Origin of the sequence: Nocardia sp. NPDC051833 (genome assembly GCF_040681225.1) — a bacterium.
GTDB lineage: Bacteria > Actinomycetota > Actinomycetes > Mycobacteriales > Mycobacteriaceae > Nocardia.
The window spans coordinates 1,247,432-1,261,859 of sequence record NZ_JBFAYK010000001.1; the positions used below are offsets into that span (position 1 = coordinate 1,247,432).

Sequence of the window (14,428 nt, forward strand, 5' to 3'; positions counted from 1 at the left end):
CTATCATCTGTCCATCTGTTCAGATAAACATGAGTTGGGATGATGGATGAGGCTCCGCGCTCGGTCGCTGTTCGCTGTGGGGGTCGCGTGCGCGCTGGCCGTGTCGCTGTCCTCGTGTGGCGCGCCGACGAGCGGGTCCACCGACTCGCTGGTCCTCGCCGATGCCTATGAGCTGGGCGGATACAACCCCGTCGCCGGGTACGGCGCGGCCGGTGAGGCCAAGATGTACGACGGCCTGCTGCGGTTGACCGGCGGCGCGGGACTGTCGGGATTCGCCCCGGCGCTGGCCACCGCCCTGCCCACCCCGAACGCCGACGCCACGGTGTGGACCGCGCCGCTGCGCACCGGCGTGCGGTTCAGCGACGGCTCCGCGTTCGACGCCGACGATGTGGTCGCCACCTACCGGGCGATCCTGGACCCGGCCTCGGCCTCGGAGGCGCGCTCGTCGTTCTCGATGATCGAGCGGGTCGAGGCCGTCGACCCGGCCGCGGTCCGGTTCACCCTGCGCCACCCCTACGCCGCGTTCGCGACGAAGCTGCTCATCGGCATCGTCCCGGCGGAGGCCGTCGCGTCGCCGGGCCCGGCGACGGCGTCGGCGCTCAACACCGCGCCCATCGGCACCGGCCCGTACCGGCTCACCAGCCTGGAACCGACCCGCGCGATCTTCGAGGCGAACGAGGACTACTGGGGCGGCGCGCCCGCGGTGAAACGCCTGACGCTGCTCTACGTCCCCGACGACAACACAAGGGCGCAGCGGATGGCAGGCGGTGAACTCGACGGCACCACGCTGCCGCCGCTGCTGGCGAAGACGTTCGCCGAGCGGCCGTCGATGGCGGTGCGGTCCAACACGTCCGCCGATTGGCGCGGCGTCTCGATGCCCGCGGGCGATCCGGTGGCCGGTGATCCCGCCGTGCGCCTGGCGCTCAACCACGCGGTCGATCGCCAGGCCATGATCGACAACATCCTCGGCGGGTACGGCCGCCCCGCCTACACCCCGATTCCCGAGGTCTACGGCGATTCCCACAACCCGGCGGTGACCTTCGCGTTCAACCGGACCCGCGCCGAACGCATCCTCGACGACGCGGGCTGGCGAGCCGGACCCGACGGTATCCGCGCGAAAGCCGGTGTGCGCGCGAAGTTCACGGTGATGTACAACTCCACCGACACCCTGCGCCGCGATCTCGCGCTGGCCTTCGTCTCCGACGCCAGGCGGGTCGGCGTCGAAGTCGACCTGGCGGCGCTGTCCTGGGACCGGATCGAACCGCGCATCGACACGGCGGGCATCCTGCTCGGCGGCGGCAGCGAGCCCTACGATCCCGATACCCAGGCCTACGCCACCCTGCACTCGCCCGCGGCCGACCCGAGCGCGGGCAGCCCGTACGACAACGCGAGCAGGCACGCCGACCCGGCGATCGACGCGCTGCTCGAACAGGCGAGGCGCAGTACCGATCCCGCGGTCAGAGCGACCGCCTACCGCGACGTGCAGAGCCGCTACGGCCAGAACCCGAGCCACGTGTTCCTGGTGCACCTGGATCACGCCTATGTGGTGAAGGACTCGGGCTGGAGCACCTCCGGCCCGATCCTCGAACCGCACACCCACGGCGTGACCTGGGGCCCGTGGTGGTCGTTGCAGACCTGGACCCGGCCGTGACCCGCGGCCGATTCCGTGGACGCGGCATCGGCGCCATGGCGGGCCGTCGGCTGGCGGCCCTGGTCCCGGTGCTCGCGGCGGTGTCGGCCGGGCTGTTCGCGGCGGCGGCGATCTCGCCGTTCGACCCGCTGGTGGGCTACCTCGGCGCGCGCTACGAGTCGACCAGCGCCGCCGACCGGGCCCTGCTCGCCGAGCAGCTCGGCACGGACGCTCCCTGGTATCAGCTCTACCTGCGCTGGGTCGCCGACCTGATCGGTGGCGATCTCGGTGTCTCGCGCGGCTTCGCGCAGCCGGTGAGTACCCTGCTCGCCCAACGCATTCCGTGGACGGTGCTGCTGGTGGTCGTCGCGATGAGCGTGGCCGTGGCGGTCGCGCTCGGCGCAGGCCTCTGGGCGGGCATGCGGCGCGGCGGGGTGGTCGACCGGACGATCGCCGCCGCGTGCGTGGTCATGCAGGGACTGCCGCCGTTCGTGGTGTCGCTGGCGGCGATCGGGCTGTTCGCGGTCGGCCTCGGCTGGCTGCCGCCCGCCGGACTGACCGACGCGGGCGCCGACGTCGACGTCGCCCAGGTGGCGCGGCATCTCGTGCTGCCCGCGTCCGCGCTCGCGCTGTCCCAGGTGCCGTGGCTGCTGCTGGCCGTGCGGGAATCGGTGTCGGCCAACCGGAGTGAGGATTTCGTCGTGGGCGCGGCGACCAGGGGCATCGATGCCACGACCATCACCCGCAGGCACATCCTGCCGACCTCGCTGGCCCCGTTCGTGACCATTCTCGGGGTGCGGCTGCCCGAGGTCGTGGTCGGCGCGGTGCTGGTCGAGGAGATCTTCTCCTGGCCCGGTGTCGCCGGCGCCTTCGTGCAGTCGGCGAAGGACCTGGACATGGCGCTGCTGGCGATCCTGACCGTCGGCACGACGGGCGCGGTCATGCTCGGGTCGCTGCTCGCCGACATCGCCGTCGTCGCGCTCGATCCGCGGGTGCGGGCCGATGGCTGAGCGGCGGCTGACCCTCGCGCTGGGTGTCCTGGCCGCGGTGGTGCTGTACGCGGTGCTGGTGCCGTGGGTGGCGGGGATCGACGACCGGCTCACCGATTTCGCCGCCGCCCGCCAGGCGCCGTCGGCGCGGTGGTGGTTCGGCACTGACGCGGCCGGGCGTTCGCTGTTCGTCCGGATAGCGGCGGCGCTGCGGACCTCGCTGCTGGTCGCGGCGTGTGCCGCCGCCGTGTCGACGGTGCTCGGCGTCGCCGTCGGCGCGGTCGCGGCATTGGCGGGCGGCCGGGTCGACCGGGTGGTGATGCGGCTGGCCGACACCGCGAACGCGCTGCCGCATCTGCTGCTCGGCATCGTGATCGTGGCACTGTTCCGCGGCAACGCGGTGGCGGTGGTGTTGTCGATCGGGCTCACCCACTGGGTGCAGGTCGCGCGGATCGTGCGCGCGGAGAGCCTGAGTCTGCGCGAACGCGAGTACATCGCGGCAGCGGTGCTCGCCGGGGCAGGCCGCACCCATCTGCTGCTGCGGCACCTGCTGCCCGCCGTCGCGCCGCAGGCGCTCATCGCGGTGGTTCTGCTGCTGCCGCACGCGATCTGGCACGAGTCGACGCTGTCGTTCCTCGGATTCGGGCTGCCCCCGCACGAACCGAGTCTCGGTACCTTGCTCGAGGAAGCACGGACCTCGCTCTTGCTCGGTGGCTGGTGGACGCTGGTCTTCCCCGCCGGGTTCCTGGTGCTGACCACGGTCGCGGTCGCCGTGGCCGGGTCGGCGCTGCGCGGGGTGCTGCTCCCACCGAGACCGTCGAGGATGCCCCGATGACCGGACTGACCATCGACGCGCTGACCGTGCGGATTCCGTTGCGCGGCAAGGACGTCGTCCACGCGGTGACCGACGTATCGCTCGAGGTGGCGTCGGGGACGGTGACCGCGCTGGCGGGCGAGTCCGGCTGCGGGAAGTCGATCGTCGCCGCCGCGATCCTCGGAGTGCTGCCCCCGGCGGCCGTCGCGCACGGGTCGATCCGCCTCGACCTGGGTGACCGGACGATCGATGTCCTCGGCGACACGAGCCCGCGCGCCGGACGCACGTCATCGCCCCGCCGACGAGCTCGCCCCGCCGATCACTCGTACCGTGGCCGCCACATCGCCCTGGTCCCCCAGTCGCCGAGCACGCACTTCACCCCGGTGCGCACCATCGGCTCGCAGCTCGCCGAGACGATCGCCGCGCTCGGCACCGACCACACCCCCGCCGACCTGGCCGATCGTGCCGGACTGCCGTCCTCGGCGCTGTCGTTGTACGCGCACGAACTCTCGGGCGGGATGGCGCAGCGGGCGGCGGTGGCGGCCGCGCTGGCCGGTGACCCGGAGGTGATCGTCGCCGACGAACCGACCTCCGGGCTCGACCGGGCGCGCACCGATCAGATCGGGCAGTTGCTGCGCGCGTGCGCCGATCAGGGCGCCGCGGTCCTGCTCATCACCCACGATCTCGGGCATCTGCTGCGCGCGGAGATCGCCGACACCGTCGCGATCATGTACGCCTCGCGCCTGATGGAGGTCGGGCCCGCGCGGCAGGTCCTCGACGATCCCCGGCACGACTACACCGGGGACCTGCTGGCCGCCCTGCCTGAACGCGGGCTGCGTCCACTGCCGCATCCGCCGCAGGTCCTGACCAACCTGACCGAGATCTGCCCGTACGCGGGCGGACCCACCGCGCTGGTTCGCGAGGACCGGCGCATGATCCGCCGACCGAGGTCCTGATGCTTGTCGCCGACGCCCTGACCGTGGGCTACCGACCCGACGCCCCCGTGGTCCGCGGGGTCGACCTGCGGGTCGCACCGGGCGAGATCGTCGGGATCACCGGCGATTCCGGCTCGGGCAAGACCACCCTGGCCAAGACCATGGCCGGGCTGCTCCCGCCGAGCGCGGGCACGGTCACCGTCGACGGCGCACCGCCGCGTGCCCGGCGCGGCGCGATCGCGATGGTCTTCCAATCACCGCGCGCCGCCACCAATCCCCAGTTCACCCTGGCCCGGATCATCGCCGAACCGGCCACGATCCGCCGCGCCCCGGCACCCGACCTCACCGCCGTCGCCGCCGCGGTCGGCCTCACCCCCGACCTGCTCTACCGCCGCCCGCACGCCCTCAGCGACGGCCAGCTGCAACGCGCCTGCGTGGCCCGCGCCCTCCTCCAGCGCCCCCGCTACCTCGTCCTCGACGAGGCCACCGCCATGCTCGACGCCGCCACCACCGCCACCATCCTCCGCCTGATCATGACGAAAGCCACCAACGACCTCGGCGTCCTCCTGATCAGCCACGACCACGCCCTCCTCGCCGCCACCTGCACCCGCGTCACCACCGTCGCCAACGGCACCCTGACCCCACACTGAAGCCTCAGGCTGTCCTCAGCAACGCGGCTTAGCGTGTGCTCCCGTGACTTTCACGCAGGGGAACTCCGAGACCGAGCGGCGCAGTCTGAGTGGGTGGGGACGCACCGCGCCGACCGTCGCCGAGGTATTGCGCACAGCTGATCTCGGCGTGATCGCCGAGCGGGTGCGCACGGCGGGCCCGCGCGGGGTGATCGCGCGCGGACTGGGCCGCAGTTACGGCGATCCGGCGCAGAACGGCGGCGGGCTGGTCGTCGACATGACCGCCCTGGACCGCATCCACAGCATCGATCCCGACAGCGGGATCGTCGACGTCGACGCCGGGGTCAGCCTCGACACCCTGATGCGGCGCGCGCTGCCGCACGGACTCTGGGTTCCGGTGCTGCCCGGCACCCGGCAGGTGACGGTCGGCGGGGCCATCGGGTCGGATATCCATGGCAAGAACCATCATTCGCAGGGCAGCTTCGGCAATCACGTGGTGTCGCTGGACCTGCTCACCGCCGACGGTTCGGTGCGGACGCTGACGCCGACGGGCCCCGAGTCCGAACTGTTCTGGGCGACCGTCGGCGGCATGGGGCTGACCGGCATCGTCACCGGGGCGCGAATCCGGTTGAAGCACACCGAGACCGCGTACTTCTTCGTCGACAACGACCGCACCCGCGATCTCGACGAGACGATGGCGCTGCTGACCGGCGGGTCCGACGACGGCTACGACTATTCGATGTCGGTACCCGACACCATTTCCACCGGCACGAAACTCGGCCGGGCCGGGTTCAGCCGTGGTTCGCTCGCGACGCTGGACCAGCTGCCAGTGAAACTCCGCAGCAAACCGTTGAATTTCGATGCACCGCAATTGTTCACCGTGCCCGATATCTTTCCGAACGGGATGGTCAACAGCGTCACGACGCGCATCGCGGCCGAGGCGGCGCATCGCATGTTCCCACGGCGGGCGCGCGGCCGGATCCAGAATCTGACGCAGTTCTATCACCCGCTGGATCTGCTCGGCGAATGGAATCGCGCCTACGGCAGGCGCGGCTTCCTGCAGTACCAGTTCTCGATGCCGTTCGGCGCCGAGCAGCAGCTCGCCGGCGCGGTGCAGGCCATCGCCGAGTCGGGGCACCACTCGTTCCTCAACGTGTTCAAGCGGATGGGCCCGAGCAACCCGGCGCCGCTGTCCTGGCCGCACCCCGGATACATGCTGAGCTTGGACTTCCCCATCGCCGCCGGTCTCGACCGGTTCTGCCGGGAGCTCGACGAACGGGTGCTGGTCGCGGGCGGGCGGCTGTACTTCGCCAAGGACTCGCGGACCGCGCCGGAGACGATCGCGGCGATGTATCCCCGCCTGGCCGAATGGCGGCGGGTGCGCGACCTGGCCGATCCCGAGCAGGTCTTCGCCTCCGATCTCTCGCGGCGGCTCCAGCTCGTTCCGGCGGCGGTGCAGCACGTGAGACCATGACGTGTTCCAGATCACGATGGCAATATTCCGAATGAAAGTTCCACTCGGCAAACGGCATTCACGCCCAATGGCGCAGATCACTGTCCGTTTTGAGTTCTTATGACATTTTAAGTTACATCTCAGCAACATTGAGTTGGACACTTGTTCATGGGTGCTCGATCGAGGGCCTGCGCTCCTCCGGGAGCATTGCCATTGAGGGAAAGACTGCATTCATGAAGATCCGCAAGGTTGCCGCAACCTCCGCACTTGTCATCGCCGCGCTCGGTATCGCCACCGGCACCTCGCACGCCGCGCCCGCCCCGGCGCCCGTTCCCGCCTTCCTCGACGGGGTGAGCCAGGGCGTGAACCAGGTGCTGCCCGGCATCAACTGGAAGACCGGCATCGAGGGCGACTCGGTCGTCGTCGAGACCGACGCGGGCTCGCTGGCCAGCGAGAACGGCCAGTTCCAGGTCCGCGACGAGCAGGGCAACGTCGTGGTCGGGTTCCCGCTCGCGTACACGCTCAACGACCTCGAGTACCCGATCGACGCCGCCATCGACGGCACCCGCGCCGTGCTCACCCCGCGCACCGAGGCCGCCTCGGCCCGGCCGTCGACCCTGCTCAAGGACGTCGTCCGACAGGACGCCTTCGACGACGCCGTGAGCGCCGCCGCCACCCAGTTCGGCATCGTCACCGCCATCGGCACCCTGGTCGGCACCCTCGTCGGTGGCGTCGCGGGCTGCGCGCTCGGCGCCGCGGGCGGCGTGCTCCTCGGCATCCCGGTTCTCGCCCTCGGTGGCGCGACCGGTGTCGCCGGCTGCCTCGCCGGTGGCGCGGTCGGCATCCCGCTGGGCGCCGCCGCCGGTCTGGTGATCACCGGCGTGCCCGCCGCGATCGCGATCGGCATCGGCTTCCACAACCGGATCAACGCGCCGGAAAACCAGTAGTACCCGCCGCGAAGGCCCCGTCCACCGGACGGGGCCTTCGTGCTGCCGTCAGTCCGCGAGCCGGATGCGCAGCGTCTCGTAGGTGGGGATGAAGACCTTGCGCCGGTAGCGGCGCTCGACGATCTCCCACGGCCTGCCCGCCGCGGTGAGCGCCTCGAGCAACGCGGTCAGCTCGGAGTGGACGAGCTGGGCGCCCAGGCACAGATGGCGCCCGCCGCCGAACCAGAGCTGGCGGGTCTCGGGCACGTAGTCGCGGTGCACGCTGAAGTCGCCGACCGCGTTGTTGATGGTCCAGGTCAGGATCTTCACGTGCTCCCCGGCCCGCAAGTCACGGTCCGCGACCCGCACGTCGGCGGTGACCGAGCGCCCGACCAGATAGGCCGGACTGGTCACCCGCAGCGTCTCGCGCACCGCGTCGGGCAGCCGCTCGGGCGCGGCGAGCAGGGCCCGGTGCTCGCCGGTGTCGTGCATGATCGCGACCATCCTGGTCATCGCGCTGGCCAGGGTGTCGGTGCCCGCCACGGCCATCAGGATGGCCAGCCCGGCCGCGTGCTCGACGTCGAGACCGAGTTCGCGGCAGCGCCCCAGCGTGGTGTCGGGGTCCGCGCGCGCGTAGGCGGAAGGGACATTGACAGCCAGCTGCCCGGCCAGCTCCTTGGCACGGGCTACCGCCACGGGGTCGAGCGTGGTCGAGGCCATGGTGCCGAAACCGAGGTTGACCAGCTCCTCGACGTGGTGGAACAGCCGCAGGAACAGCGCGTCCAGGTCGTCGGTGGGGTCGCCGCCGATCGCCGCGGCGATGTCCTCCGGACGCATCCCGACCAGGTCGGACACACTGCGCCCGACCAGGATCTGGGCGCGCGCGGCGATGTCGACGGTCTCGCCCTGGGCCAGCCGATCGCGCAGATCCCGCAGGTCAGGACCGATGACGCGCTGCACGAGCGCATCGGTGTGAGTGAGGGTGAACAGGTCGCGCACCTTGGTCCGCAGCTCGGTGTGGCCTGGCCCTTCGAACAGGTCCTCGACCCAGTCGCCGATGACCTGCGCCCACCAGTGCCCGGCGGCGCCCTCGGAGACGATGCTGAAGTGCGTGCTGTCGTTGTAGATCTGGCGCGCGACCAGCGGATCGGCAACGAACCAGCCGAGTTTGGGGACCTTGCGGATCGGGCGCGCGATCCGGCCCAGCAGCAGCACGCCGGGCAACCAGGGCTGACCTGCGGCGAGTAGGGTGAGTTCATGGCGTCGGGCAGCACTCCACACCCCGGCACAATCTAGTTGAGCGTGACCGAATAGTGAAGGTCTGTGACTAGGATCGGCGAGATGCGTTGATGGAGGACGGTGCATCGCGCGATATTCGGAAGTGAACAAGCACATGGTGAAATCCACAATCGAGGCCGTCGGCGCGTATCTGCCCGCCCGCGAGGTGACCACGGCCGAGCTGATGAGCCAACTGGCCATCGACGCTCCGCTGGATCTGGAGAAGGTCAGCGGGGTGGCGGCGCGGCGGGTGCGCGGCGTCGACGCCGAGGGCAGGCCGGAGGATTCGTTCAGCATCGCCCTCGCCGCCGCGCGCGAGGCACTGGCGAATTCCCGGTACGCGGCCGCCGAGCTGGATGTGATCATCTCCTGCTCGATCACCCGCACCCGCGGCGAGGACTTCTGCCTCGAGCCGTCCTTCGCGCTGATGCTGCGCTCCGAGCTCGGCGCGCACCGGGCGATCCACTTCGACGTGTCCAACGCGTGCGCGGGGATGATGACCGGAGTCCTGTTGCTGGACCGGATGATTCGCTCCGGTGCGGTCCGCAGGGGCCTGGTGGTCTCCGGCGAGTGCATCACCCCGATCTCCGACACCGCGGTGCGTGAGATCGCGCAGAAGTACGACCCGCAGTTCGCCTCGCTCACCGTCGGCGACGCGGGCGCGGCCGTGGTCCTCGACGCCACCGACGGCCCCGGCCTGGACTACGTGGAGCTCAACACCAGCGCCGCCTTCGCGAAACTGTGTCTCGGCATGCCGAGCGACCAGGGTCCCGGCGTCGCGCTCTACACCGACAATCGCGCGATGCACAACGAGTCCAGGTACCTGCTGTGGACCTCGCGGCAGCGCGAATTCCTTGCCGCCCGCGATTCGGACTTCGCCGCCGAGGGCTACGACTACCTGATCCATCACCAATTCAGCGGTCCCGCTGTGGAATTGATCGACAAGATCGCCGAGCGCGAGTTCGACTCCCCGATGCCGCCGAAGCTGGCCGTGCTGGACCGCTACGGCAACACCGCGTCGACCTCGCACTTCGTGGTGCTGCACGACGCGCTGCGGCAGGGCCTGATCGCCCCGGGGTCCAAGGTGCTGCTGGTGCCCGCCGCGTCCGGGGTGGTCGCCGGGTTCTTGTCGGTGACAATCGGCGATCTGCGGGTATAGGACAGTATGGGAATCATCATTTCTTCGGCCGTCACACAGACCGGTGGCGTCAGCTCGGTGGGTCAGGCGGCCGCCGCCGCGGGGGCCGCGCTGACCGCGGCCGGGTGTCCGCCGGAACAGGTCGACGCGCTGATCAATGTCGGGGTCTACCGCGACGCGAACCTCGTCGAACCGGCAGTGGCCGCGCTCATCCAGCAGGCGGCCGGCATCGGCCTGGAGTACCGGCCCGGTGACGTGCCCTGCCTGTCGTTCGACCTGATGAACGGCGCGTGCGGCCTGGTCAACGCTGTCGGCGTGGCCACCTCGCTGCTGGCCGACCTGCCCACCGGACACGTGGTCGTCGTCTCCGGTGACGCGCATCCGTCGATGCGAGCGGACGCGGACTTCCCGTTCGAGCCGGTCGGCGCGGCGCTCGTGCTCGAGAACTCTTCCGCCGCTGTCGGTTTCGGCGGTGTGCACGTGAGCGCCGGTGACGCGCTGCCCGATCCGCAGGGCTACGTGACGCTGTCGGCGATGGGCGCGACCGGGCGTTCGGCCCTGACCGTCGAACTCGGCACCGGCACCGCCGAACTCGTCGAGCACGCGGCGATCGCGGCGCGGGAAGCCTTGGCGGCCGACGATCTCGACGCCGCGCGGGTGGTCCTGGTGTGCGGCAGGCCGACCCCCGAGTTCGCCGCCGAGCTGGCCGCCGAACTCGGCATCGGCACCGTGATCACCGACGACTTCGCCGGTGACGCGCACACCTCCGCGCTCACCGCCGCCTACGTGGCGGCGCGGGACGCCGGGCTCGTCGACCGGCCGCTGCTGTTCGTCGCCGCCGACGGCGGGCCGACCGCCGCGGCCGTGACCTACCGTGGGCCCGGGGTGCGGTGATGACCACGCACGCCGTGTCGACAGCGAACGGAAACAAGGAGAGGTGGACGGTGACCGCACCGCAGCAGACTCAGGCGCGCCATCGCGCGACGACGGCGCAGGCCCCGAGCAAGGCGACCGTGCTCGCCCTGCGGACGGTCCCGGTGCTCGGCTGGGCCTACGTGGTCCTCGGGATCGTGCGGCCGTTCCGGTCCCGGCTGGCGAAGCTGGCGTTCTGGATCGACCTGGCGCTCAGCGTCGGCGCGCACCTCGCCCAGATCCCGGCCGCGCGCAAGGTGGCGGCCGAGCACGGAATCGGGCCGGGCCGGGCCGCCGCGATGACGATGCTGCTCGGTGCGACCTGGTGGAAGACGCTGGGCGAGGCCACTCGGTGAGCCCGGCGTGGACAGCGGCGAACGACCACCGGGACCGGTGCGTCCCGGCGGGCCCGCCGCGTCCGCGCCGTAGGGTGACGCGATGACTGTGCTGGTGACGGGGGCGAGCGGGTTCGTCGGCGGGGCGATCGTGCGCGCACTGCTGGCGCGTGGCATGCCGGTCAGGGCGATGGTGCGCGAGCCGTCGAGCGCCCCGGCGGGCGCCGAGGTGGCGGTGGCCGATCTCGCGGACACGGCGGCACTGGCCCGCGCGGTCACCGGGGTGCGGGCCGTCGTGCACGCCGCGGCCCTGCTCGGCGAGTTCGGACGCCCGGCGGAGTTCTTCGCGGTGAATGTCGCCGGGACGGACCGGCTGATGCAGGAGGCCGCCGCGGCGGGTGCCGAACGGTTCGTCTTCATCGGCAGTCCCAGCGCGCTGATGGCGCCCGACGGCGGCGATCAGCTGGGGATCGACGAGACGACCCCGTATCCGGCCCGCTTCCTCAACAGCTACTGCGAGACCAAGGCGGTGGCCGAACAGCTGGTGCTGGCGGCCGATACACCGACGTTCACGACATGCTCGCTGCGGCCACGGGCCGTCTGGGGGCCGGGCGACCGCCGCGGTCCGATCGTGCAGATCCTGGCGAAGTTGCGGGCGGGCCGCCTGCCCGACCTGTCCGGCGGCCGCGAGGTGCGCGCGTCGCTGTGCTACATCGATCATCTGGTGCGGGCCGTTGAGCTGGCGCTCGCGGCCGAGAAGATCGGCGGGCGTGCCTATTTCGTCGCCGATGCCGAGCCGGTGGCGGTGTGGCCGACGATGGCCGCGGTGGCGCGGCGATTCGGGCTGACCCCGCCGAGTGTCGTCGTGCCGGCGCCGGTGCTCGGTGGGGCGCTCGCGGCGATCGAGACGGTGTGGCGGATTCCGGCGGTCGCGCAGCGGTGGACGCCGCCGCTGTCGCGCTACGCGGTCGCGCTGGTCACCCGGTCGGCGACCTACGACCTCACCCGCGCCGAACGCGAACTCGGTTACCGGCCGACCGTGCCGTTCGCGGAGGGGCTGGATCGCTTCCACGCGTGGGTCACCGAGATCGGCGGGCTCGACCGGCTGGTGGCCGACCGGTGAGCGGCGACCTGTGGGTGGTGATCCCCGCTTTCGACGAGGCGCGCGGGATCGACGCGACCCTGAATGCCATTGCCGCGCAACGCGATACCGATTTCCGGGTGGTCGTGGTCGACAACGATTCCAGCGACGGCACCGCCGGCATCGTGCGGGCCTTCGCCGCCGCGCATCCGGTGCCCGCCATCGAGGTGATCAGCGAAGCGCAGAAGGGCACCGGGGCCGCCGCCGATACCGGCATGCGGTACGCGATCGCCCAGGGCGCGACGCGGCTGGCCCGGACCGACGCCGACTGCCTGCCCGCGCCGGACTGGATCGAGCGGATCAACGCCGGGTTCGACGCGGGGTTGCGGCTGATCAGCGGGCAGCTGATCCCCCGGACCGACGAGGGAGTCTCCTGGCGCGACCGCACGATCATCCGGGTCGCGCTGGAGGTGGCCTCTGCCTTCGGCAAGGTGCGCTCGGGCAATCGCGATCCGAAATATCTCGGCCCGTACGTGATGACGCCCGGGTGCAATATGGCGATCACCGCCGAGTTGTACACGGCCGCAGGAGGATTCCCGCGCACCGCGATCGAGGACCTGCACGAGGACCGGGCCCTGGTCAACGCGGTGCGCACGATCACCACCGACTACGGCCTGCGCCGTGATGTCCGGGTGTACGGCTCGAACCGGCGGGTGCGGGCGTGGGGTATCCGCAAGACGCTGGCCTGGTACGCCGATCACCGCTACCGGCCCGAGATCGTCGATATCCGATGACCGCCGATTTCCTCGCCCACCTGGCGATGCAGGCCGATCGCATTCCCGACGCCTCGGCGCTGGGCACGGTCGGGCAGCGCGCGCTGACCTATCGCGAGCTCGTCGACACCATCGACCGGGTCGCGGCCAATCTGGGGGCGGCCGGGTTCGCGCCCGGCGATCGGATGCTGTTCTCGATCCGCCCGAGCGTGGCCTCGGTGACCTTGATCTTCGGGGTGATCGCGGCGGGCGGCACGATCGTGTTCGTCGACCCCGGCATCGGTCCCGACCTGTTCGCCCAGCGGGTGGCGCTGGTCGAACCCACCTGGGCGGCCACCGAATCGCTGCTGTACGCGGTGAGCGGACCGCTCGCGGGATTCGGGCGCAAGCGCGGGCTGAGCCTGCCGCGCTTCGGCGCGCTCGAGGTGCGGCACATCCACAGTGGCGCGTGGCTGCCCGGCGTGCCCGCGGGCTCGATTCCCCTGCGCCGCTTCACCGGTAAGGCGGCCGGGTCGTCGACGGTACCCGCCGATCCCGACGCGGCGGCCTTGATCGTGTTCACCTCCGGGACCACCGACGACCCGAAAGCCGTTGTGCACACCCGCGCTTCGCTCGGTGCGGGGCTGGCCGCGATGGGCGGCCGGACCAGCCTGGCCCCCGGCGCGTTCCTGCACACCGAGCAGCTGATGATGGGGCTGCCCGCGCTGATGGCGGGCGCGCGCTGGGCGATGCCACCGTATCCGCGGTTCGGCACTCACATCGATCCGGTGCGCTTCACCCACGGCTTGCGCAGCGCCACGCACGCCTTCTACACCCCCGCCGACCTGGCCGCCGCGCTCGACGCGCTCGAGGCCGGTGCGATCACCGCGCCCACGTACCTGCGCCAGGTCGCCCTCGGTGGGGCGCCCGTCACCTCGGCGCTGCTGCGGCGGGCGCGGAAGTCGTTGCCCAGCACCGAGTTCCTGGCGATCTACGGTATGACCGAGATCCTGCCGGTCGCCGTCACCAACGATGTGGCCAAGCTCGCGCACGAGGGCGACCTGCTCGGCGCGCCCGTCCCCGGGGTGCGGGCGCGCATCGCCGCGGACGGCGAACTCGTCCTGGCCGGACCGAACCTGTGCCGCGGCTACCTCGGCGCCGAGCCGCTGACCGAGGTCCCCACCGGTGATCTGGCCCGCTGGGACGGCGAGCAGCTCGTGCTCACCGGCCGCAAGAAGGACATGATGATCCGCGGCAAGACCAACATCTACCCCGGCCTGTACGAACCGGTGATCACCGCGATCGCCGGGGTGCGCGAGGCGATCATGGTCGGCCTGCCCGACGAGATCGGTGACGAACGCATCGTCCTCGCCGTCGTCCCCGACCCCGGCGCCGACGATATCGCGACCCTGCTCCGCACCCGCCTCCCCCACCTCATCGACACCACCGCCGTCCCCGACGACATCGTCATCGTCGACAAGATCCCGGTCAGCGGCCGCACCAACAAACCCGACCGCGCCACCCTCCGCGACCAGCTGCGCGCCCACCTGGGCTAG

At 71.3% G+C, this 14,428-nt stretch carries 14 protein-coding genes; 13 read left to right on the plus strand and 1 reads right to left on the minus strand.

The features are described from left to right. Window positions 1-46: 46 nt before the first annotated feature. The 7 genes from AB0L91_RS05435 to AB0L91_RS05465 all read left to right on the plus strand — a co-directional run bounded on the left by AB0L91_RS05435 (window position 47) and on the right by AB0L91_RS05465 (window position 7,397). Entirely contained in the window at window positions 47-1,651 is a 1,605-nt protein-coding gene (locus AB0L91_RS05435; protein WP_365007393.1) for an ABC transporter substrate-binding protein, read from the plus strand. After that, window positions 1,618-2,640: an ABC transporter permease gene (locus tag AB0L91_RS05440; protein ID WP_365007395.1), complete on the plus strand. Its 1,023-nt coding sequence runs from the start codon at window positions 1,618-1,620 to the stop codon at window positions 2,638-2,640. Before AB0L91_RS05435 ends, AB0L91_RS05440 begins: the two co-directional genes overlap by 34 nt. Beyond that, a complete protein-coding gene (locus tag AB0L91_RS05445; RefSeq protein WP_365007397.1) occupies window positions 2,633-3,454 on the plus strand; it encodes an ABC transporter permease in 822 nt (273 codons plus the stop codon). Before AB0L91_RS05440 ends, AB0L91_RS05445 begins: the two co-directional genes overlap by 8 nt. Next, entirely contained in the window at window positions 3,451-4,389 is a 939-nt protein-coding gene (locus tag AB0L91_RS05450; protein WP_365007399.1) for an ATP-binding cassette domain-containing protein, read from the plus strand. The genes AB0L91_RS05445 and AB0L91_RS05450 overlap by 4 nt, the downstream gene beginning before the upstream one ends. Further along, window positions 4,389-5,018, plus strand: coding sequence for an ATP-binding cassette domain-containing protein (locus AB0L91_RS05455; RefSeq protein WP_365007400.1), 630 nt, complete (start codon window positions 4,389-4,391; stop codon window positions 5,016-5,018). Before AB0L91_RS05450 ends, AB0L91_RS05455 begins: the two co-directional genes overlap by 1 nt. Window positions 5,019-5,061: 43 nt before the next feature. After that, a complete protein-coding gene (locus tag AB0L91_RS05460; RefSeq protein ID WP_365007401.1) occupies window positions 5,062-6,471 on the plus strand; it encodes an FAD-binding oxidoreductase in 1,410 nt (469 codons plus the stop codon). Window positions 6,472-6,683: 212 nt separating this feature from the next. Then, window positions 6,684-7,397, plus strand: coding sequence for a hypothetical protein (locus tag AB0L91_RS05465; RefSeq protein WP_357343456.1), 714 nt, complete (start codon window positions 6,684-6,686; stop codon window positions 7,395-7,397). 48 nt (window positions 7,398-7,445) lie between these two features. Here AB0L91_RS05465 and AB0L91_RS05470 read toward each other — a convergent pair whose 3' ends face one another. After that, window positions 7,446-8,657 carry a cytochrome P450 gene (locus AB0L91_RS05470; RefSeq protein ID WP_365007403.1) on the minus strand — a complete coding sequence of 404 codons (1,212 nt, stop codon included), beginning with the start codon at window positions 8,655-8,657 and terminating at the stop codon, window positions 7,446-7,448. A 112-nt stretch (window positions 8,658-8,769) separates the two neighbouring features. Here AB0L91_RS05470 and AB0L91_RS05475 point away from each other — a divergent pair, with 112 nt between their 5' ends. From AB0L91_RS05475 to AB0L91_RS05500, 6 genes are all read left to right on the plus strand, one after another. Beyond that, complete coding sequence (locus AB0L91_RS05475) at window positions 8,770-9,813, plus strand: 3-oxoacyl-[acyl-carrier-protein] synthase III C-terminal domain-containing protein (protein ID WP_365007404.1); 1,044 nt, start codon at window positions 8,770-8,772, stop codon at window positions 9,811-9,813. A gap of 6 nt (window positions 9,814-9,819) precedes the next feature. Continuing rightward, the gene (locus AB0L91_RS05480) at window positions 9,820-10,686 is read left to right on the plus strand and encodes a hypothetical protein (RefSeq protein WP_357343451.1); all 867 of its coding nucleotides are present in this window, start codon (window positions 9,820-9,822) and stop codon (window positions 10,684-10,686) included. A gap of 50 nt (window positions 10,687-10,736) precedes the next feature. After that, the gene (locus AB0L91_RS05485) at window positions 10,737-11,060 is read left to right on the plus strand and encodes a hypothetical protein (RefSeq protein ID WP_355276108.1); all 324 of its coding nucleotides are present in this window, start codon (window positions 10,737-10,739) and stop codon (window positions 11,058-11,060) included. Between the two features lie 82 nt (window positions 11,061-11,142). Then, on the plus strand, window positions 11,143-12,162 hold the full coding sequence (locus AB0L91_RS05490) for an NAD-dependent epimerase/dehydratase family protein (protein ID WP_365007406.1): 1,020 nt from the start codon (window positions 11,143-11,145) through the stop codon (window positions 12,160-12,162). After that, complete coding sequence (locus AB0L91_RS05495) at window positions 12,159-12,914, plus strand: glycosyltransferase family 2 protein (RefSeq protein WP_365007407.1); 756 nt, start codon at window positions 12,159-12,161, stop codon at window positions 12,912-12,914. The genes AB0L91_RS05490 and AB0L91_RS05495 overlap by 4 nt, the downstream gene beginning before the upstream one ends. Further along, the gene (locus tag AB0L91_RS05500) at window positions 12,911-14,428 is read left to right on the plus strand and encodes a class I adenylate-forming enzyme family protein (RefSeq protein ID WP_365007409.1); all 1,518 of its coding nucleotides are present in this window, start codon (window positions 12,911-12,913) and stop codon (window positions 14,426-14,428) included. Before AB0L91_RS05495 ends, AB0L91_RS05500 begins: the two co-directional genes overlap by 4 nt.